Origin of the sequence: Rothia halotolerans, from assembly GCF_004136635.1 — a bacterium.
Classification (GTDB): domain Bacteria; phylum Actinomycetota; class Actinomycetes; order Actinomycetales; family Micrococcaceae; genus Rothia; species Rothia halotolerans.
Genome location: NZ_NOIU01000001.1, coordinates 456,811 through 475,745, shown reverse-complemented (window position 1 = coordinate 475,745; position 18,935 = coordinate 456,811). Strand labels below are relative to the sequence as shown.

Genomic DNA, 18,935 nt, shown 5'->3' with positions numbered 1-18,935 from the left:
GAGGAGGAGCCTGCAGGGACCGGCCTGTACGCATGTGCCGTGCCCTGCACGCGCCGTCCGCTCGTCCGGGGTCGTTCCGACTCGTCCAGGGTCCTCTCCCTTCCTCCCGCCCAGGGCCGTCCCGTCCCCGCCGCCGGCTCGCTAGCCGCCCCGCGCCTTGGTCCGGGCGGTGGCCGGGGCGCTCCAGGGGTCCTCGGGCCAGGGGTGCTTGATGTAGCGCCCGCGGTTCTCCGCCCGCACGCCGGGGTAGGCGTTGGTCCAGAAGGAGGCGAGGTCGGCGGTGACCGCCAGGGGCCGGCGGGCGGGGGAGAGCAGGTGCAGCAGGACGGGCACGCGGCCCTCGCACACGGCGGGGCCCTCCGCCCAGCCGAAGCATTCCTGTAATTTCACGGCCAGGACCGGCGGGGCGACGTCGTCCTCGTGGTCCTCCGGCGCGGGCCAGGCCAGGCGCACGGAGGAGCCGCTGGGCACCCTGACGCGCTCGGGCACGAGCTCGTCCAGGCGGGCGGCCTCCGGCCAGGGCAGGAGCCGCCGGAGAGCGCTCGCCGCGTCGACGCCCCGGCGCGAGGCGCCGCCGGCGATCCGCTCCAGCTCGGGGGCGAGCCAGTCCTCGGCGGAGGCCTCCAGGGCCGCCAGCCGGACGTCGGGCCACGGCTCGCCGTACACGGCCCGCAGCAGGCCCAGCCGGCCGCGCAGGGACTCGAAGTCCGGGCCCGGCCGCAGGAACGTCTCCAGCCCGTCCCGCTGCAGGGCCGCCGCGACGGCGTGCCGCCCCGCCGCGGGCGAGGGCCGGCGCGGCGTGGAGGACAGCTCGATCGCCCCGAGCCGCCGCACGTCGCGGGAGATGACCTTCCCGTCGAAGCGGGCGTCCTCCTCCTCGGCCAGCAGCTCGGATCCGGCCAGCTCGGCGGTGTCCTGGTCGACGACGGCGGCGCACCGGATCAGCGGCCGGCCGCCGCTGAGCCCGACCTCGGCCACCGCGAGCCACTCGTGGCCCTTCAGCGCGGACTCCCGCGGCAGGACGGCCCCCGACCCCGAGGCCAGCAGGTACTCGTCCTCGCTGCCCCGCCGGAGCCGGGCGATCCGCTCGGGGAAGGCCAGCGCCGTCACCAGCCCGGCCCCCGCCTCGGTGGCGGGGGCGCCCGGGAGCCGGTCGGATCCGGCCTGGGACGAGGAGGCGGCCGCGGGCCGGCCGTCCCCCGCAGCGGCGAGCTCCCGGCCGAAGCGGCGCACGTCCTGGTGCCACCGCTCGTCCCGACTCCGGCGCAGCTCGCGCAGCAGGGCCCAGGCGTCGGAGCCCGGCGCGCGCCGCTCCGAGGCGAGGGCCGCGACCGTCTCCGCCGCGGCCCGGGGATCGAGGAGCTCCGCGCCGTCGAAGAGGGCGCGGGCCAGGCGCGGGTCGGCCGGGACGGCGGCGAGTCGGCGGCCGAGCGGGGTGGCGCGGTCGGCGTCGTCGAGGGCGCCCAGCGCGCGGAGGACGGTGCGGGCGCCGGCGAGGGCGCGCTCGGGAGGGGCGTCGGGCAGCCGGAGCCCGGCGCCGCCGGGCGCGCCCCAGCAGGCGAGGTCGAGCATCGCCGCGGTGAGGTCGCTCGTGACGATCTCGGGCGGGGTCGCCGCGGGGCGCGCGGCGTGCTCGCTCTGGGCCAGGCACCGGATCACGGCGCCCGGGGCCTCGCGGGCGGCGCGTCCCGCGCGCTGGGCCATGGCCGCCTTGGAGGCGCCCACGGTGACCAGGCCGCTCATCCCGCGCACGGTGTCCAGGCGCTGCTGGCGGTCCAGCCCGGCATCGACCACCGTGCGCACGCCCGGCACGGTCAGCGCCGACTCGGCGACGTTGGTGGCCAGGATCACCCGCCGCGGTCCCGCCGCGGACCGCGGGGCCAGGATGCGCCGCTGCTCCTCGGGCGGGGTGCGGCCGCTGAGGGAATGGACCTCGAGGCCGGGACGGCCGGAGAGCCGGGTCGCCACGGCGTCGATCTCCCGGGCGCCGGGGAGGAAGACCAGCAGGTCGCCGGTCTCCGCGGGGGAGCGGCGCTCGACGTCCTCGAGCACCGTGGCGGCCACGTGGGCCAGGAAGTCCCGGGTGACGCCGCGGGCGTCGAGCGCGGCGCGGGCGGGCGGGGCCCAGCGCACCTCCAGCGGGTGCAGCGCGGCCTCCACGGCGGCGACCGGCGCCGGCTCCGCGTCGGTCCCGAGCAGCCGGGACCAGAGCGGGGCGTCCAGGGTCGCGGACATCGCGACCAGCGAGAGGTCCTCCCGCAGCTCCGCGAGCTGGCGCAGCATCCCGAAGGCGAGGTCGGCGTCGAGGTGCCGCTCGTGGACCTCGTCCATGACCACGCAGGAGACGCCGGCCAGCTCGGGATCCCGCACCAGCCGGCGCAGCAGCACGCCGGTGGTCACGAACTCGACCACGGTCCGGGGCCCGGCGCGGCGCTCGCCGCGCACGGTGTACCCGACCTCCTCGCCGAGCCGGAGCCCGCTCAGCTGGGCCAGCCGGTGGGCGGCGGAGCGCGCGGCGATCCGCCGGGGCTGGGTCACGACGACGCGGGTGGCGGGGGCGTGCACCGGGGGACGATCAGAGGCGCCGCGCGACGAGTCGTCGGCGCCTGCCGACGAGTCGTCAGGATGACCGGCTGACGAGTCGTCGGAAGGCCTGATGGACGAGTCGTCGAAGGAGCCGGCTGACGAGTCGTCGCTCGGAGCGCGACCCTCCGCCCCCTCCCGTCCGGCCAGCAGCTCCGCGAGCAGCGGCGGGACGACCGTCGTCTTGCCGGTGCCCGGAGGAGCGTCCACCACGGCGCGGACGGGCCCGCCGCCGGCGGCGAGGCGGCGCAGCCGCGGGATCAGCTCGGCCGCGGGCAGGCCCGCGGCGATGGCCTCCAGGGGGAAAGTGCTCACCCCTCCAGTCTGCCAGGGGCGGCCCGGGGCGCCGAGCCGGGCCTAGCCCGGCAGGTTCTCGAAGAGGGCCCGGGCCGTGACGAGGTCCTGCCAGCCCATGCCCACGGTCTTGACCAGGGCGGGCCCCGGCCGCCGAGGCTCGTTCAGCATCGTGGCGACGTCGAGCAGCTCATCGGCGGCGATCGCGCCGTGCTCCACCGCCAGCACGACGTCGCCCGCCTCCCGCAGGGCCGTCTCCCGGTCCTCGACGTACACGCTCGCGCGGGCCGCGAGGGCGTCGTCGGTCTCCCGGGCGCCCGGCTCGTGGGAGCCCATCGCGACGACCACCGCCTCCGGGCGGACCCGCGACCCGTCGAAGAGCGGCTCCCGGGCGCTGGTGCAGCACGCGATGACGTCCGCCTCGGCGACGCGCTCGGCGCTCGCGGCCTCGGCCGGGAAGCCCTCGTCCAGCAGGCGCTGCGCCAGCTCGCGCGCCTTCTCCTCCGAGCGCCCGACGACGCCCACCCGCCCCAGGTGCCGCACGGCCGCCGCGGCCCGGACGTGGTGCAGGGCCTGGGGGCCGGTGCCGAAGACCAGGAGGTCCGCGGCGTCGGGCGCGGCCAGGGCGTCGATGGCCAGAGCGGAGACCGCGGGCGTGCGGATCGAGGTGAGCGCGATCCCGTCGATGAGGGCCAGCGGCTGGAGGGTCTCGGCGTCGAAGAGCATGTAGCTGCCCTGGATCTTCGGCAGCCCCCGCGCCGGGTTGCCCGGCGCCACCGTCAGGATCTTGACCCCCGCGTAGCCCTCGAACTCGCTGGGCATGAGCAGGAACTCGCCGTTCGTCAGGGGCGAGGTGGTCCGCGCGGCCTGCCGAGCGGGATCCAGCCCCTCCTGGAGCGCCTGACGCAGGGCGTCGACGGCGGCCCGCAGCGGGAGATGGGCCATGACCTGGTCCGGGCCCACGGAGCGGATCTCGGGGCTGTGCGGTGAGGGCAACTCTCCTCCTCGGCCCCTCGAAAGCGTCGGAGGGCCTGATCGGGTGCGTGTGATGCGAGTCTAACGCCGTGGCGCCCCGTGTCGACTCGGGCCGGGACTGTGACCCCGCGGCGGCTCAGCCGGCTGGGCCTCCCCTCGCGGCGCATGGTGAGATGAGCGCATGAGGGATCCCCACCGCATCGAGAATCGGCGTCCCGCCGCCGCTACCGGAGCGCCCGCCTGGCGCGCCCGCCCCGAGACCCCGGCCGATCACGACGCCGTCCGGGCCGTCGAGGAGGCCGCCTTCCCCACCGCGGAGGAGGCGGACCTCGTGGACGCCCTGCGCGCCGATCCCGCCGCCTGGATCGAGGGCCTCTCCTACGTCGTCGAGGACAGGGAGGGTCCGGTAGCCGGGCACGCCCTGCTGACCCGCTGCACGGTGGGCGGCCGTCCGGCCCTCGCGCTCGCACCCTGCGCGGTGCTGCCGGAGCGGCAGCGCATGGGCGCGGGGAGCGCGGCGATCCGCGGAGCGCTGGAGGCCGCGAGGGAGCGCGGGGAGGGGCTCGTCGTCGTGCTGGGGCACGCCGGATACTATCCGCGCTTCGGCTTCGTCCCGGCCTCCGGGCTGGGGATCCGCGCGCCCTTCGAGGTGCCCGACGAGGCCTTCATGGCCCTGCCCCTGCGCCCCGCGGCGGGCCTCCCGCGGGGCGTCGTGGCGTACCCGGACGCGTTCGGCATGTGAGCCCGCGGGCCGAGCGCGCTCGGTTTGCTCCCCGGTCCACAAGATAGTTAGCCTCCTTATGGACTTTAGTAGCAGACGTCACGTTTCCAGGAGGCCGAGTGACCATTCCCCAGACGCTGTCCCTGGCGTTGCTGATCATCGTCCTGGTGCTGGCGATCTGGAAGAAGGTCAACATCGGCACGCTCTCGCTGGGCGCCGCCTTCATCCTCGTCCTGGTCTCCGGCTCGGACGCCGACGACATCTACGCCGCCTTCCCCGCGAGCCTGGTGGTGCTGATCATCGGCGTCTCCCTGATGTTCAGCCACCTGGAGCTCAGCGGCGCGATCCACTGGGTCATCGAGGGCGCGTTCCGCGTCGTCGGGCAGCGGAGGAAGCTCATCCCGTGGGTGGGGTTCGTGCTGGGCGGCTTCCTCTCCACGGTGGGGATCTTCGGGACGGGGCCGGTGGCCATCCTGGTGCCGCTGATCGCGTTCATCTCCGTGAAGTACCGGGGGACGTACCTGATCAACGCGCTGGGCGTGATCATGGGCTCGATCGGCCTGGGGATGTCCCCGCTGAACCCGACGGGCGCCACGATCCGCCAGCTCGCCGCCGACGCCGGGGTCACCTACCCGGTCTGGGGCCTGTGGCTGGTGGCCGTGGTGGTGACCGCCGCGGCGCTCGCCGTGCTCCAGGTGGTCTTCGGGGTCCTGGGCCGGCGCGGGAAGATGCTCGTCGAGCCCCAGGCGGCCCAGGTCGAGGCGGGGCGCGACTCCCGGAAGGGCGTCCAGACGCCGGCGTACGCGGTCGCCTCCCTCGTGGGGCTGGCGGTGTTCGTGGTGTGCGTGGTGGCCTTCAGGCTGGACGTGGGACTCACCTCCATGGCGGTGGCCGCGGTGCTCCAGCTGGCGTTCCGGCCCTCCCAGAAGGCGATGTTCGCCCAGGTGCCGTGGGGCGCGGTGCTGCTGATCGGCGGCCTGCTCACCTACCTGGGGCTGCTGCGCTCCGTGGGGACCATCGACTCGATCCAGGGCGCCATCGGGGGCGTGGCCTCGGGCGCGGTGCTGCTGTTCGCCCTGGCCTACCTCACGGCCCTGCTCTGCAACGTGGAGTCCTCGGCCCTGGGCGTGCTGAGCATGACGATGCCCCTGGTCTTCGGCTTCTTCGCCGACTCCCCGTCCGTCTTCTGGGTCGTGGCCGCCGTGGCGGTGCCCTCCGGTCTCATGGTCATGAACCCTATCCACATCGCCGGGACCCTGGTGGTGGGCAACGCCGAGGAGGAGCGCCAGAACGACGTGTTCCGCATCTTCATGGCCACCTCCCTGGGCCTGACGGCGGTGGTCCCGGGGCTGCTCGGCCTCATCCCGCTGGCCACCGGCCTGTGATCGAGGGAGGATGGGCGGCATGACGTGTGAGATCCCCGTGTCCGTGGTCCGCGGCGGCACCAGCCGAGGAGTGTTCCTCCGGGTCCGGGACCTGCCCCGCGATCCGCGGGCCCGCGACGCCCTGTGCGTCGGGCTGATCGGCGGCCCCAACCCGCTGGCCGTGGACGGCCTGGGCGGCGGGGCGTCGTCGAACTCCAAGGTCATGGCCGTGGGGCTGCCGGAGGACCTCGGGGGCCTTCCGTGGGAGGGTTCCTGTCCCGCCGGCGTCGACCTGGTCACGGTCTTCGCGCAGCCTGCCGTCGGCTCCGCGGCGGTGGACTGGAACGGCAACTGCGGGAACCTGAGCGCGGCGGCGAGCGCCTATGCCCTGGACGCGGGCCTGCTCGAGCGCGAAGGGGAGCGCGCCTCGGCGCGGGTCTGGAACGCCAACACCGGAGCGGTCTTCCTCCTGGAGCACCCGCTGGAGGGCGGCCGGCTCCCGCGCACCGGCGAGTACCTGATGTCCGGCGCCGGCGGGCCCGGCCCGCGCATCGACCTGAGGTTCCTGGAGCCCGGCGGGGAGAAGACGGGCTCGGTGTTCCCGCAGGGGCGCACCACGGAGCTCGGCGACGGCGTGCGCGCCAGCCTCGTGGACGTCTCGAACCCCCTGGTGATCCTCGACGCCGCCGCCGAGGCGGGCGTGGATCCCGCCCTGAGCCCCGCCGAGCTCAACGCCGACGCCGCCCTGCTGGCGCGGCTCGAGGCCCTGCGCCGCGAGGCCGGCGAGCGGATGGGCGTGCCCGGCAGCGCCGCCGTGCCGCGGGTGGCCTGCGTGGCCCCCGGCACCGAGGGCGCCGCCGTGGACGTGCGGGTGACCTCCATGGGGGTCTTTCACCACGCGGTGCCGGTGACCGTGGCGCTGGCTCTCGGCTCCGCGGCGGCGCTGGGAGGCACGGTGCTCGACGCCGTCCTGCCCGCCGAACCGCCGGGCGAGACCACGATCCGCCACCCGAAGGGCACGGTGACCGTCACGGCGGAGACCCGGGAGGACGGCTCGCTGGTGACGGCGGGGCTGGCCCGGACCGCGCGAATCGTCCTGACGGGCACGGCCTTCGTCCCGGGGGCGGGAGAGGACGCCTAGCCCCCGGGACGAGCAGCCCCGGCATCAGCCCCAGGGGGGAGGAGGGGGGCTGCGGCCCCGCGCCTCGGCACAGCAAAAAGCCCCTCCCACCCGGGATCCCGGGGGAAGGGGCTTCTCTCAAGAGCGGTGACGGAGGGATTTGAACCCTCGGTACGGGGTTACCGTACACAACATTTCGAGTGTTGCACCTTCGGCCGCTCGGACACGTCACCAACTTTGGATACTTTACCGGCTCGGCCGGATCGTCTCAACTCGGGCGTCCCCGGCGGCCGGGTGACCCTCCTCCCGGACCCGGACCCGGACCCGGACCCGGACCCGGACCCGGACCCGGCCCGGATCGGTCGGAGCCGGGCGGGGGCCTGAGCCGCGCGGCCGGTGAGGAAGGCACCGGCCCGGCGTCGTCACCTCAGCCCGGCGCGCCCCCGGGATCCGGCGCGATGCCCCGCCCCTCCGCCCGCGGTCCCAGGATGTACCCGTCCACCAGGGTCATCACGGTCCGGGCGGCCTGCTGGGTGGTGCGCTCGCTCCGCAGCATCTCCCGGTCCATGGCCAGCATGAACGTCGTCCCGAAGATGCCGACGGCGATCGAGCGGCCGTCCGGGTGCGGAGCCACCGCGTAGTACTCGCCCAGCTCCTCCACCATGGCCGTGATCCGCTCGATCACCACGGCGCGCTGCCGCACCAGCGCGTCGGAGGAGCTGTCCGGATCCCCCGGCCGCCAGATCTCGGCGACGACGAGCCGCGCGAACCCCGGGTTCCCGTCCAGGAAGCGCAGGGCCGCGATCGTGCCGCGCAGCAGCCGCTCCCGCGGGTCCTCGATCCCCTCCCCGGCCTCCTCGATGTGCTCCAGGACCAGCTGGACGCCGTAGCTCAGCAGCCCCTCGACCATCGACCTCTTGGAGCCGAAGTTGTAGTAGACCGTCCCCTTGGACACGCCCGCCCGCGCGGCGACCTCGTCCACGGTGGTGGCGGTCGGCCCCTTCTCGCTCATGATGACCATCGCGGCCTCGAAGAGCTTCAGCTGGGTCCGGGAGGAGCGGGCGGGACGCCGCCTCGGCGCCGGGTCGGCCATCATCTACAGTTCCACCTCCGGGTTGAGCTTCTTGAGGGTCCAGGTGCGGTCCTTCACCGCGCCCAGGAAGCCGAGCAGCAGGCCCAGCACGAGGAAGCCGGCCAGCAGCGCCACGGTCGGCCAGACCGCGGCCGTGTCGATCCCGTAGATCAGGCGCCGGAGCCCGGTGAGCGCGTGCGACATCGGCAGCGCGTGGTGCATCCACTCGAGCGGGGCGGGCAGCGTCTGATAGGGCATCATCCCTCCGGCCGTCACCAGCTGCAGGACCAGCAGGATCAGTACCACGAGCTTACCGGGCGCCTCCAGCAGAGCGATGAGCCCCTGGCAGATGGCGCTGAAGACGACGGATGTGAAGAGGAAGAACCAGAAGGCCAGCCACGGGTGCGCCATGTCGAACCCGAGGGCGAACTTGACCACGGCGAACAGCAGCACCCCCTGGGCGACGCCGACCAGCGCGAACGGCGTCCACGCGCCGAGGGCGATGCGCAGGCTCGAGGCGTTGGAGGCCAGCGCCCGGCTGTTGCCGGCCCGCAGGAACTGCCCGGCCATCAGCAGGCCGATCCACAGGGCGAGGACCATGAAGAACGGACCCATGCCCTCGCCGTAGCTGCCCGCGCCGGCCAGGGAGTCGTGCTCGTCGGAGACCGGATCGGACATCACCGAGGAGAGCGAGTCCTGGTCCGAGGAGCTCAGGTCGGGGACCTGGCCCACGCCGTCGCGCAGCTCGTCGGTCAGCTGCTGGGAGCCCGAGCGCAGGTCGCCGGAGCCGCCCTGCAGCTGCCCGGCGCCCTCGTCCAGCTGGGCGGAGCCGTCCACGGCCTGGCCGGTGCCGTCGGCCAGCTGCTGGGCGCCGTCGCGGGCGTCCTCCTGGCCGTCGAGCAGCTGCTGCGCGCCGGAGACCAGCGAGCCGGTGTTCTCGGACAGCTCGGAGGCGCCGGAGGAGAGGTCCTGGGCGCCCTGGTCGACCTGCTGCGCGCCGTCGGCGAGCTCGCCGGTCTTCTCGTCCAGCGTCCCCGCCCCGGTGGCGAGCTGCTGAGCGGCGGAGTCGGCGTCGCGGGCGCCCTGGGCCAGGTCGGAGGCCCCGCTGCCCAGCTGGGAGACGGCGCCGCTGAGCTCGTCGATCTGGGAAGCGATCCTGGAGGTGCCGTCGCTCGCGCAGCCCGAGTCGCGGAACTGCTGCAGGCCCGAGCCGAGCGGGGTCTGCTCGACCTGGTCCAGGCCCCGGGTCGCCGCATCGGTGATGCGCGAGCGGGCGTCCTCGTCGGAGAGGCTCTTGACCAGCGAGTCGGCCTGCTCCTGGGTGAGCGTGCCGTCGCTGACCAGACCCTGGACCCGCTGGGCGGCGACGCCGTCCACCTCGGAGAGCACGGCCTGGGAGGCGTCGGCGCCCAGTCGGCCGGAGGGGGCGGCGTCGTTGGCCTGCGAGAGGTCGGCGCACACGGCGTTCAGGTCGCCGGAGAGCGAGGAGAGGCCCGACTGCTCGATGGCGCCGTTCAGGGCCGTCGCGCCGTCGGAGAGCTGCCCGGCGCCGTCGGAGAGCGACGACGTCCCCTCGGCCAGCTGCGAGGCCCCGGAGGAGAGCTCCCCGGTGCCGCCGTGCAGCTCGCCCGCGCCCTGGGAGAGGGTCGAGGTGCCGCCGGCAAGGGTCGAGGCCCCGTCGGAGAGCTGGTGGGCGCCGTCGTCCAGCTGCCGGGCGCCGTCGAGCGCGGCACGATTGCCGTCCACCAGCTGGTTCTGCCCGTCGAGCAGGGCCAGGGCGCCGTCGTTGAGCTGGGTCGCGCCGGAGGCCAGGGAGGAGGTGCCGTCCTTGAGCTGGTCGACGGCGTCGGAGAGGCTCACCGCGCCGTCGGTCACCTGCTGGGAGCCGTCGGTGGCGTCGGAGAGCTGGCCGTGGATGGTGGTGAGGTTCGCCAGCATGGTGCCGGCCGTCTCGTCGCCGACCTGCCGGGCCACCGAGTCGCGGACGGTGCCGCCGGCCTGCTTGACGATGTTGGTCAGCAGGTAGTTGTTGGCGTCGTTGGTGATGACCTCCAGGCCGGCCTGCTCGGGGTCGACCTCGCCCGGGGTGCCGTCCTCGGCCGGGGCGAAGCGGGAGGTGGAGAGCAGCCTCTCCGAGAAGTCGTCCGGGATCACCAGCGCGAAGTCGATGTCGCCCGAGGAGACCTCCTGGACGGCGTCGTCCCGGCTGGTCACGTCGTGCCAGTCGAAGTCGGCGGAGGAGCGGAGGTCGTCCGCGACCTCCTCGCCGGTGTTGACCTGCTCGCCGTCGCTCGTCGTCGCGCCCGTATCCTCCATGACCAGGGCGCCGCTGACGTGGTCGACCTTGCCGTACGGATCCCAGTTGGAGTACAGGTACATGCCGCCGTAGAGCAGTGGGATGCAGATCAGGGCGATCATCACCAGTTTGGGGAGCACTCCTGGGGAGAAGCGCTTGAGCTCTGTCAGGGCGACCCTCAGGGACGTCATGATCCTCTCCTTGTCTCGGGTTCGGGGGCCGTCAGGACGGGTTGTCGATGCGGGATGCGGCGTGCCGCGGCGAGGCGGGGTCCGCGGGGGCGGTCGCGGCGCCGGCGTCGGCGGAGCCGGGGCCCGCGGAGTCGGCCGCTTCGGGTTCAGAGAATGCGGCCCCGGCCTCGTCCTCCTCGGGACCCGGTTCGGCGTCCGGCGGCGGGGCGGAGCCCACCTCCACGGCCGGGCCGGCCCAGTCCGCGGGGATGCCGGGGACGGTGGCGACGACGGCGCGCGGCCGCTCCTCGGCCTCCGCCAGCTCCAGGAGGCGTCCGAGCCACGCGTCCGGCGTCTCGGAGCCCTCACCGTGCCGGGAGGGGGTGTCGAAGACCAGCAGCTCGGCGGTGTCGTCGGCCTGCGCCAGGGCGCAGGCCAGGCGCAGGCGCTGCTCGCCGGTGAGCTCCTCGTCCCAGAGGTCGTCCAGGTCCTCGAGGCCGTGCTCGGAGAGCCAGGGCCCGATCCCGGTCCCGCGCAGCGGCGAGGGCCGGAGGTAGGAGAGCATCTCGGAGGCGTAGTCGCGGACGCGCATGTGGGGCTCCATGGCGTTGACGCCGGGGGAGTCGACGACGGCGGAGCGGCGGCGCAGCGACCGGCGGGAGCCGTCCCCGTCCCAGCTGATCGCGCCCTCGCCGGGCTTCATCCGGCCGGCGAGCATCAGGGCGAGGCCCGTGCGGGTCAGGGGGCTGGCCGCGCGCACGAGCAGCAGCTCGCCGCGGGCGGCGCGCAGCGACGTGGGGGGCACGAGGGGCGTGTGGCGTCCGGCGGCCCGGACGTTCTCGGCGACGAGCACGGTCGACTCCTGACGGCGATGAGGGGAGGGAGCGGACCGGTGCGGTCCGGAGACCAGCGTAATTAGACTGACCAGTCAGTTCAAGAACAACGTGGCGATGTGATGCACCCGTCAGGAGCGTCCCGGCTCACCCGCGGCGGGACCGGAAGAAGTCGAGCAACAGCTCGGCGCACTCCCGCTCGCGGACCTCGGGGAAGACCTCGATCCAGTGGTTGAGCCGCCGCTCGCGCACGACGTCGAGCACCGAGCCCGCGGCACCCGCCTTCTCGTCCCACGCGCCCATCACCAGGCGGGGGATGCGGGCGAGGACGGCGGCGCCGGCGCACATGGCGCAGGGCTCCAGGGTGACCACCAGCGTGCAGTCGTCGAGGCGCCAGCGGCCCAGGCGGCGGGCGGCCTCGCGGATCGCGAGGATCTCGGCGTGGCCGGTGGGGTCCGCGTCGGCCTCGCGGCGATTGCGGCCCCTGCCGAGCACCGCGCCGTCGGGTCCCACGACGACGGCGCCGATCGGCACGTCCCCGCTGCTGCGGGTCCGGCGGGCCTCCTCCAGGGCGAGGCCCATCCAGGTGTGGTGCCGGGGGTCGAGGTGGTCCATCCCTCCATTCTGGCCTCCGTGGAGGCCGGGTCCGCCCCGCGGCGCGGTGGTAGTTTGAGAGGCATGCGCGTGAAGATTCTGGAGCACCCCCTCGTCGACCACAAGATCACCGTCCTGCGGGATCGGGAGACCGCGTCCCCGCAGTTCCGTCAGCTGGTCGACGAGCTGGTGACCCTCCTGGCCTACGAGGCGACCCGGAACATCCGGGTGGAGCCCCGGACGGTCCGGACCCCGGTGGCGGAGACCGTGGGCTCCGCGATCGCCAGCCCCGGTCCGCTCGTGGTCCCCATCCTCCGCGCGGGCCTCGGCATGCTGGAGGGGATGACTCGGTTGGTCCCCACCGCGGAGGTCGGCTTCCTGGGCATGGCGCGCAACGAGGAGACCCTCGACATCGTGACCTACGCCGAGCGCCTCCCGGAGGACCTCACCGGCCGCCAGGTGTACGTGCTCGACCCGATGCTGGCGACCGGCGGCACCCTGATCGAGTCGATCAAGTTCCTGAGGGCCCGCGGGGCCGACCACATCACCTGCATCTGCATCCTGGCCGCGCCGGAGGGGATCGAGGCCCTGCAGCGCGGCGTCCAGGGCCTGGACAACGTGGACCTGTTCCTCGCCGCCCGGGATGAGCGGCTGAACGAGAAGGCCTACATCGTCCCGGGCCTCGGCGACGCGGGGGATCGCCTCTACGGGGTCGCGCAGTAGGGTCCCCCTCCTATAAGTGATTTAAATCACAAGTTATTCATTCACCTTCCTCCTCAACTCCGCCGGGTGGGTTTCCGAGCCGTGTTCCCCCTCGTCCGAGCGCGACGCCGGGGGTGATGTTCGGTGGGCGAACGGGATCTCCCCGATGATGCATATTCCCCGGCGGGAGCTGTTCTGCCGGATTTTTCATTTCGAACGGGCGGCGTCCGTTTTTATGTCGAAGTGTGACGATTCAACTCGCCCTCCGGGCCTCCGGTGCCAGGGCGGCGATCCTTCGATCACGCAGATGCCGGCACCCTGTCGAGCTGGAGATGACCAGTGATTTAATTTGACTTTAGGAAGTTTTTCTGCTCTCAGTTCTACCACTCCCTCCCTCGCTCCTTCGTGCACGTATTGACCCCGTCGTTTGGGGGCTGTCTAGCAACTTTGGTCTGATTCTTCACGAAGACCGGGAAGGTGGACCCGGCTGTATATTCGGGGCTTCGTCTCACGATGTGGAACGCACGAGCGATTGTTACTTGCAGCTATGAGTCTGACCCGTCACCATTGAGTGAAAGCGGTGCGTTCGCCTTGGAATGCTTTCACTCGTCGCGTCGACGCGCCGCCCGTTCTCCCGACGCCGTTCGAGGGGCGGGGGAACTTGGAATATGGGTGCAGGATCACGGTCCTCACCGCGAGTCGAAACAAGAGACGGGGACCCGATGTCAGGCGCACCTGGATACGTGCACATCTCCCAGCGGAACCGGAGCACGGCCGCGCGCGGAATGCGCTCTGCCGCCACGACCGGGCGGGGGACGGTGGGGGAGCCCACCAGCTACCGCTCGCTGCGGGCCATGACCCCGGTCGTCTCCTCGGAGGAGCCGCAGGCGCAGCTGCGGCCCGTGGCCGCCGAGAACGAGGCCCGCGGCTTCGTGCTCTACGTGGGGATCAACGAGGACGTCGCCGCGCAGAACGGCACCTCCCTGGTCCGCCTGGTCCAGGACATCCGGGCCTACGCGCAGTCCCTGGCGCCCCAGGCGGACTCCTATGCCGCCGTGGCCATCGCCCCGGCGGGTGCCGAGGGGAGCGACCTCGACGTCGTCCGCGATGCCCTGGGGGACCCGACCGCGCCCCGGAGCGTGCCGGACACCGCGGCCGTCCCGCAGGCCGCCGAGTCCAAGCCCTCGCAGCCGGCCGGCGTGCTCATCGACCTCTCCCGCCGCGAGGTCTTCCTGGACGGCGAGGTCCTCAACCTCACCTACAAGGAGTTCGAGCTGCTGAACTACCTGGTGGAGAACGCCGCCCGCACGGTCGGCCGCGAGGAGCTGCTCGACTCGCTCTGGCGCGACGCGGAGGAGACCCCCAACGAGCGGACCATCGACGTCCACATCCGCCGGCTGCGCTCCAAGCTCGGGCGCCTGTCCAACACCGTCCGCACGGTGCGCGGCCAGGGGTACCGCTTCTACGAGCACCCCGAGGTCGTCATCTGGGCCGCCCCCGAGTACTCCATCTGATCCGAGGCCGCTGACCCGGCCTCCGTGCGGGGGCCTCCGGGCCCCCGGCGCTGGGATTCCGTAAGCTGGGGTCATGAGCCCCTTGATCGACCCGCGCTCGCAGGACAAGACCCTCGTGATCATGCGCCACGCGGAGGCGGACGCCCCGTGGGGCGTGAGCGACTTCGACCGTCCCCTCACCGAGCGCGGCCACGCCCAGGCGCCCGACGCCGGCCGCCGCCTGCTCGAGATCGGCGCGGCCCCGGAGATGATCGTCTGCTCCGCCGCCCTGCGCACCCGCCAGACCTGCACCTGGGTCTGCGACGCGCTCGGGGAGAAGGCCCCCACGGCCAGCCTGGAGGAGCGCCTCTACAACGCGCCGCCCCGGGAGCTGATGCGCGCCATCGCCCGCGTCCCGGAGACCGTGCGCGCCCTGATGGTCATCGCCCACTACCCGGCGGTCCAGGAGGTCTCCATGCGGCTCGCCTCCCGGGACTCCGACTACGACGCCGTCATGGACGCCTCCTCCGGCTTCCCCGCCGGGGGCTTCGCGGTGCTCACCACGGACAGGCCCTGGGCGGCGCTGGACCAGGCCGACGCCGTGCTGCGGGCCTTCGTCGCACCGCAGCGCCAGCCCGGGGCGAGGAACGCCTGAGCCGGGCCCGAGGTCCGAGCCGGACTCAAGATATGGGCCGGGCACGGGAACGAGTCCGGGTCTGAGAGCCGGCCCCGAGAACGAGAGAACCCGGGCCGCGCCGTCGAAAGGACGATGGCGCGACCCGGGTCGCTGGGCGGAGACGGGGGGATTTGAACCCCCGGTCGAGTTTTATCCCGACCCTTCATTAGCAGTGAAGTCCATTCGGCCGCTCTGGCACGTCTCCATGCTGACTCCGGCGGACGGAAACGAACCCGTCCAACGGCACAGCCCTCACAGCTTATCGGGGAACACTCCGCGCGGTCAAAGCCGGGCTCCTGCGCGGACGGCGCCCCGCCCGGGGCTCTCCCCGGCGTCGGCCCGGCTACCCTGAGAGGCATGGGTAGAACGCAGCACATCGTGATCATCGGAGGCGGGCCCCGCGGCCTCTCCGTCCTGGAGCGGCTGGCCGCGCACGTGGCCGCCGAGCCCGGGGGGAGGGTGGACGCGCACGTCGTCGACCCCTTCCCTCCCGGGCCGGGGCACGTGTGGCGGACCGACCAGTCGCGGCACTTCCTGATGAACACCCCGAGCCTGTTCCCCACCGTGGTCCCGACGGCGGCCACCGTCGCCTCGGCGGCGGGCTTCCCCGAGCCGATCCCGATGCTGCGCGGCCTCTCCTTCGAGCGCTGGCGCGCGGAGACGGCCGCCGACCCTGACCACGCGCTGGTCGGCCTCTCCGACGAGGACCTGGCCGAGCTGCGCGCGCTCACCCGGACGGGCTTCCCCTCCCGCAAGATCTACGGCACCTACCTCGCGGACGTCTACGCCAGGATCCGCGCCGGGGCGCCTCGCGGGCTCGCCATCACCCACCACCCGCAGGAGGCCGTCCGGCTCTCCCCGGCGGATGCGGAGAGCTCGCGGCGGTACCGCGTGGAGCTGGGCGACGGCGTCGTGCTCTCCGCCGACGCCGTGGTGCTCGCCCTCGGCCACACGGACGCGACGCTGCACGACGACCAGCGGGATCTCATGGAGTTCGCCGCGGCCCGAGGCCTGGGCTACTGGCCGCCCGCCGTGCCCGCCGACGTCCACTGGGACGACCTGCCGGCGGGGAAGCGGGTGCTGATCCGGGGCATGGGCCTGAACTTCCACGACGTGCTGGCCCGGCTCACGGAGGGCCGGGGCGGCGGCTTCGAGCCGGACCCGGAGCGGCCGCACCGTCTGCTCTACCGGCCCAGCGGACTGGAGCCGCAGGTCTGGGTCGCGTCCCGGCGGGGCACCCCGTACCGGGCCAAGGCGGTGCTGGACTCCTACTACCCGCGCTCGGTGGAGAACCGGTTCTTCACTCGCGAGCTGGTGGACCGGACCCGGGCGGAGGCGGAGGCAGAGGGCCGGCGGATCGACTTCGAGACCGAGTACTGGCCGCTGATGCGCAGGGATGCCCAGTGGAACTACTACAGGACGATGGCGCGGGTGAGCCCGGAGGCCATCGCCGGCGACGCGGAGCAGTTCCTGCGCGAGGTGGACGAGATCATGCGGGACGCCGACCACGTCTCCTGGTGGACGCGGCTGGAGCGGCTCACCACCGAGCGGGTCGAGCCGCAGCTGATCCTGCGCCCCGAGCGCCTGACGCGCCCCTTCGGCGGCCAGAGCTTCCAGTCCCACGAGGAGTACGCCGCGGCCGTGGTGCACCTGCTGGACCGCGACGTCGAGGCCTCCTTCGCGGGGGAGGACAGTCCGCTGAAGATGGCGATAGGCTCCCTGAACCAGGCCCGCGCCCTGGCCAAGTACGCGGTGCAGGACCACGGGGTCAGCGGCGAGTCGTGGGTGCGCGGGCTCGAGCGGATGTTTGCCAGCCTCGTGGACGGGCTGGCCTCCGGGCCGCCGGTGCTGCGGATCCAGCAGATGGCGGCCCTCGCCCGGGCCGGGACGCTGCGCTTCCTCGGCCCCGACCCGGTCTTCGGCCCGGACGAGCGGGAGGGGACCTTCGTCGCCTCCTCCCCGTGGGTGCGCGACGAGCCGGTCCACGCCGAGTCTCTCGTCGAGGCGCTGGCCCCGGCCAACGACGTGCGGATCAGCACCTCGCCGATGATCCGCCGGCTCTTCGAGGACGGCTACGCCCGGCCCTGGCAGTGGTCCATGGACGACTCCGCCGCGCCGGTCCCCGGCCGCGGCTTCGAGGTCACCGTCTCCCCGTACCGCCTCATCGGCCCCTCCGGCGAGGCCGCGCAGCACGTGTACGTGCTGGGCCTCCAGCTCTCCTCCGCGCAGTGGGGCACGGCCATCGCGGCCGAGGCGGACGCGGACCTGCGCTTCAGCGCCCAGACGCTGGCCCACGCCGACGACGTCGTCGCGGACGTCCTGGGAGGCACGGCATGAGCGAGATCGTCCCGGCCGCCAGCGCGGTGATCCTCGACGCCGAGGGCCGCATCCTGCTCGTCCAGCGCGGCCGCGAGCCCGGCCGGGGCCTGTGGTCCGTGCCGGGCGGGAAGGCGGAGCCGGGGGAGACGCTGGCCGAGGCCGCCGCCCGCGAGGTGCTCGAGGAGACCGGCCTGCGGGTCGAGGTGGGCCGTGAGCTGTGGAGCTTGCGGATCCCCGCCGGCGACGGCCGGACGTACGACATCCACGACTTCGAGGCCCGCCTGCTGGGCGGCGAGCTCCGCCCGGACGACGACGCCGCCGACGCCCGCTGGGTCACGCCCGAGGAGCTGAGGCTCCTGCCGCTGACCGACGACCTGGACGTGTACCTCGCCGAGGCGGGGGTCCTGGGAGGCCCGTGACGAGAAGGCCCCCGGACCGCGCTCGCGGCGGTCCGGGGGCCCTCGTCCACGCGGAAGCTATGGGATTCGAACCCATGGTACGGGGTCGCCGCACACCGGTTTTCAAGACCGGCTCCTTCGGCCGCTCGGACAAGCTTCCTCGTCAGCGCTCGCCCGGCGTGCCTAGCATGGGACAGGGGCGGGGAGCGCAGTACGTCAGCTTACCGGCCCCCGCAACGGATTGTCTAAGGAAGGGAACCGCAGCGATCATGAGAGCCGTCGTCGAGCAGCAGCACGGAGCCCCCGAGGTCCTGGAGGTCACCGAGATCCCCGATCCCCGCCCTGGGCCGCAGGAGGTCCTCATCCGGGTGACCGCCGCGGGCCTCAACCGCGCCGACGCCGTCCAGCGCAAGGGCCACTACCCGCCGCCTCCCGGCGCCCCCTCCACCTACGGGCTGGAGGTCTCCGGCACCGTCCTGGAGGTCGGCGAGGAGGCCGCCCGGGCGACGTCGCTCGAGCCGGGCCGGCCCGTCGTCGCGCTGCTGGCAGGCGGCGGGTACGCGGAGCGGGTCGCGGTCCACCACGCGCAGGTGCTGCCCGCCCCGGACGGCGTCGAACTGGCGGCCGCCGCCGCCCTGCCGGAGGTCGCGGCGACGGTGTGGGCCAACCTGTTCATGGTCGCCGGCCTGGACCCGGCCGGCCCCTCCCGGCCCGGCGAGGCGGTCCTGGTCCACGGCGGCAGCGGGGGGATCGGGGCGCACGCGATCCAGCTCTGCCGCGCCCTCGGGTACCGCGTGTTCACCACCGTGGGCAGCGCGGAGAAGGCCCGCTGGGTCGAGGACCTGGTGCGGCGCCAGGACGAGCGGCTCGCCGGCGGCGGGCGGCGGGAGCCGGGCGAGGTCGTCGTCGTGCAGTACCGCGAGGAGGACTTCGCCGAGGTGGTCCGGGAACGGACCGAGGGCGAGGGCGTGCGGGCCATCCTGGACGTCGTCGGCGGCAGCTACCTCGAGCCCAACGTGAAGGCGCTGGGCACCGAGGGGCGCCTGGTCGTGATCGCGGTGCAGGGCGGGCGCGCCGGGGAGCTGGACCTCTCCCGGCTGATGGCCAAGCGGGCCTCCGTGGGAGGGACGACGCTGCGTTCCCGCTCCGCGGAGGAGAAGGGCGAGGTCCTCGCCGGGATGGCGGCGACGGTGTGGCCCCTGCTCCGCGACGGCGTGATCGACCCGCTGGTGGACCGGAGGTTCCCCCTCGATCAGGTGCGGCGGGCCCACGAGTACTTCGACTCCGGGGAGCACCGGGGGAAGGTGCTGCTGACGCTGTAGGTC

15 protein-coding genes and 3 tRNA genes are annotated in these 18,935 nt (G+C 73.7%); 9 read left to right on the top strand and 9 right to left on the bottom strand.

The genetic code is table 11. From position 1 onward, the window contains the following. Positions 1-141 precede the first annotated feature (141 nt). Both hrpB and EWV39_RS02270 read right to left on the bottom strand, forming a co-directional pair. Positions 142-2,898, bottom strand: coding sequence for an ATP-dependent helicase HrpB (hrpB, locus tag EWV39_RS02275; protein ID WP_129656664.1), 2,757 nt, complete (start codon positions 2,896-2,898; stop codon positions 142-144). Between the two features lie 42 nt (positions 2,899-2,940). Continuing rightward, a complete protein-coding gene (locus tag EWV39_RS02270; protein ID WP_202864871.1) occupies positions 2,941-3,873 on the bottom strand; it encodes an ornithine cyclodeaminase family protein in 933 nt (310 codons plus the stop codon). Positions 3,874-4,033: 160 nt separating this feature from the next. Here EWV39_RS02270 and EWV39_RS02265 point away from each other — a divergent pair, with 160 nt between their 5' ends. From EWV39_RS02265 to EWV39_RS02255, 3 genes are all read left to right on the top strand, one after another. Then, positions 4,034-4,594: a GNAT family N-acetyltransferase gene (locus EWV39_RS02265; protein WP_129656663.1), complete on the top strand. Its 561-nt coding sequence runs from the start codon at positions 4,034-4,036 to the stop codon at positions 4,592-4,594. A gap of 98 nt (positions 4,595-4,692) precedes the next feature. Beyond that, complete coding sequence (locus EWV39_RS02260) at positions 4,693-5,958, top strand: SLC13 family permease (RefSeq protein WP_129656662.1); 1,266 nt, start codon at positions 4,693-4,695, stop codon at positions 5,956-5,958. Between the two features lie 19 nt (positions 5,959-5,977). After that, a complete protein-coding gene (locus EWV39_RS02255; protein ID WP_165313084.1) occupies positions 5,978-7,078 on the top strand; it encodes a PrpF domain-containing protein in 1,101 nt (366 codons plus the stop codon). A gap of 124 nt (positions 7,079-7,202) precedes the next feature. Here the strand turns inward: EWV39_RS02255 and EWV39_RS02250 are convergent. The 5 genes from EWV39_RS02250 to tadA form a co-directional block, all read right to left on the bottom strand. After that, positions 7,203-7,290 (bottom strand) — tRNA-Ser (locus tag EWV39_RS02250). Between the two features lie 194 nt (positions 7,291-7,484). Beyond that, the gene (locus EWV39_RS02245) at positions 7,485-8,153 is read right to left on the bottom strand and encodes a TetR/AcrR family transcriptional regulator (protein ID WP_129656660.1); all 669 of its coding nucleotides are present in this window, start codon (positions 8,151-8,153) and stop codon (positions 7,485-7,487) included. Then, positions 8,154-10,616: a YhgE/Pip domain-containing protein gene (locus tag EWV39_RS02240; protein WP_129656659.1), complete on the bottom strand. Its 2,463-nt coding sequence runs from the start codon at positions 10,614-10,616 to the stop codon at positions 8,154-8,156. A 31-nt stretch (positions 10,617-10,647) separates the two neighbouring features. Next, complete coding sequence (locus tag EWV39_RS02235; protein ID WP_129656658.1) at positions 10,648-11,448, bottom strand: P-loop NTPase family protein; 801 nt, start codon at positions 11,446-11,448, stop codon at positions 10,648-10,650. Positions 11,449-11,575: 127 nt separating this feature from the next. Beyond that, positions 11,576-12,043, bottom strand: coding sequence for a tRNA adenosine(34) deaminase TadA (gene tadA / locus EWV39_RS02230; RefSeq protein WP_129656657.1), 468 nt, complete (start codon positions 12,041-12,043; stop codon positions 11,576-11,578). Positions 12,044-12,106: 63 nt separating this feature from the next. On the opposite strand from tadA, the gene upp reads away from it, so the two are divergent. From upp to EWV39_RS02215, 3 genes are all read left to right on the top strand, one after another. Beyond that, positions 12,107-12,745 (top strand): uracil phosphoribosyltransferase, encoded by a 639-nt coding sequence (gene upp, locus EWV39_RS02225; protein ID WP_129656656.1) that lies wholly within the window; start codon positions 12,107-12,109, stop codon positions 12,743-12,745. A gap of 701 nt (positions 12,746-13,446) precedes the next feature. Then, positions 13,447-14,238: a winged helix-turn-helix domain-containing protein gene (locus EWV39_RS02220; protein WP_129656655.1), complete on the top strand. Its 792-nt coding sequence runs from the start codon at positions 13,447-13,449 to the stop codon at positions 14,236-14,238. A 73-nt stretch (positions 14,239-14,311) separates the two neighbouring features. Further along, complete coding sequence (locus EWV39_RS02215; protein WP_129656654.1) at positions 14,312-14,872, top strand: SixA phosphatase family protein; 561 nt, start codon at positions 14,312-14,314, stop codon at positions 14,870-14,872. A gap of 137 nt (positions 14,873-15,009) precedes the next feature. Here the strand turns inward: EWV39_RS02215 and EWV39_RS02210 are convergent. After that, positions 15,010-15,098 (bottom strand) — tRNA-Ser (locus EWV39_RS02210). Positions 15,099-15,250: 152 nt separating this feature from the next. Here EWV39_RS02210 and EWV39_RS02205 point away from each other — a divergent pair. Both EWV39_RS02205 and EWV39_RS02200 read left to right on the top strand, forming a co-directional pair. Then, complete coding sequence (locus tag EWV39_RS02205) at positions 15,251-17,230, top strand: FAD/NAD(P)-binding protein (protein WP_129656653.1); 1,980 nt, start codon at positions 15,251-15,253, stop codon at positions 17,228-17,230. Then, on the top strand, positions 17,227-17,631 hold the full coding sequence (locus tag EWV39_RS02200) for an NUDIX hydrolase (RefSeq protein ID WP_129656652.1): 405 nt from the start codon (positions 17,227-17,229) through the stop codon (positions 17,629-17,631). The genes EWV39_RS02205 and EWV39_RS02200 overlap by 4 nt, the downstream gene beginning before the upstream one ends. A 51-nt stretch (positions 17,632-17,682) precedes the next feature. On the opposite strand, the gene EWV39_RS02195 is transcribed toward EWV39_RS02200, so the two are convergent. Continuing rightward, positions 17,683-17,770: transfer RNA gene (locus EWV39_RS02195), tRNA-Ser, on the bottom strand. 109 nt (positions 17,771-17,879) lie between these two features. Between EWV39_RS02195 and EWV39_RS02190 the strand changes: the two genes are divergently transcribed. Next, positions 17,880-18,932, top strand: coding sequence for an NAD(P)H-quinone oxidoreductase (locus EWV39_RS02190; RefSeq protein WP_129656651.1), 1,053 nt, complete (start codon positions 17,880-17,882; stop codon positions 18,930-18,932). The last annotated feature ends 3 nt before the right edge of the window (positions 18,933-18,935 follow it).

Excerpts from the sequence above, each read along its gene's own strand:
- tadA (WP_129656657.1), bottom strand. The coding sequence starts at position 12,043 with ATGGACCACCTCGACCCCCGGCACCACACCTGGATGGGCCTCGCCCTG.
- EWV39_RS02255 (WP_165313084.1), top strand. The coding sequence starts at position 5,978 with ATGACGTGTGAGATCCCCGTGTCCGTGGTCCGCGGCGGCACCAGCCGA.
- EWV39_RS02265 (WP_129656663.1), top strand. The coding sequence starts at position 4,034 with ATGAGGGATCCCCACCGCATCGAGAATCGGCGTCCCGCCGCCGCTACC.
- EWV39_RS02215 (WP_129656654.1), top strand. The coding sequence starts at position 14,312 with ATGAGCCCCTTGATCGACCCGCGCTCGCAGGACAAGACCCTCGTGATC.
- EWV39_RS02190 (WP_129656651.1), top strand. The coding sequence starts at position 17,880 with ATGAGAGCCGTCGTCGAGCAGCAGCACGGAGCCCCCGAGGTCCTGGAG.
- upp (WP_129656656.1), top strand. The coding sequence starts at position 12,107 with ATGCGCGTGAAGATTCTGGAGCACCCCCTCGTCGACCACAAGATCACC.
- EWV39_RS02205 (WP_129656653.1), top strand. The coding sequence starts at position 15,251 with ATGGGTAGAACGCAGCACATCGTGATCATCGGAGGCGGGCCCCGCGGC.
- EWV39_RS02220 (WP_129656655.1), top strand. The coding sequence starts at position 13,447 with ATGTCAGGCGCACCTGGATACGTGCACATCTCCCAGCGGAACCGGAGC.
- EWV39_RS02240 (WP_129656659.1), bottom strand. The coding sequence starts at position 10,616 with ATGACGTCCCTGAGGGTCGCCCTGACAGAGCTCAAGCGCTTCTCCCCA.
- EWV39_RS02245 (WP_129656660.1), bottom strand. The coding sequence starts at position 8,153 with ATGATGGCCGACCCGGCGCCGAGGCGGCGTCCCGCCCGCTCCTCCCGG.
- EWV39_RS02200 (WP_129656652.1), top strand. The coding sequence starts at position 17,227 with ATGAGCGAGATCGTCCCGGCCGCCAGCGCGGTGATCCTCGACGCCGAG.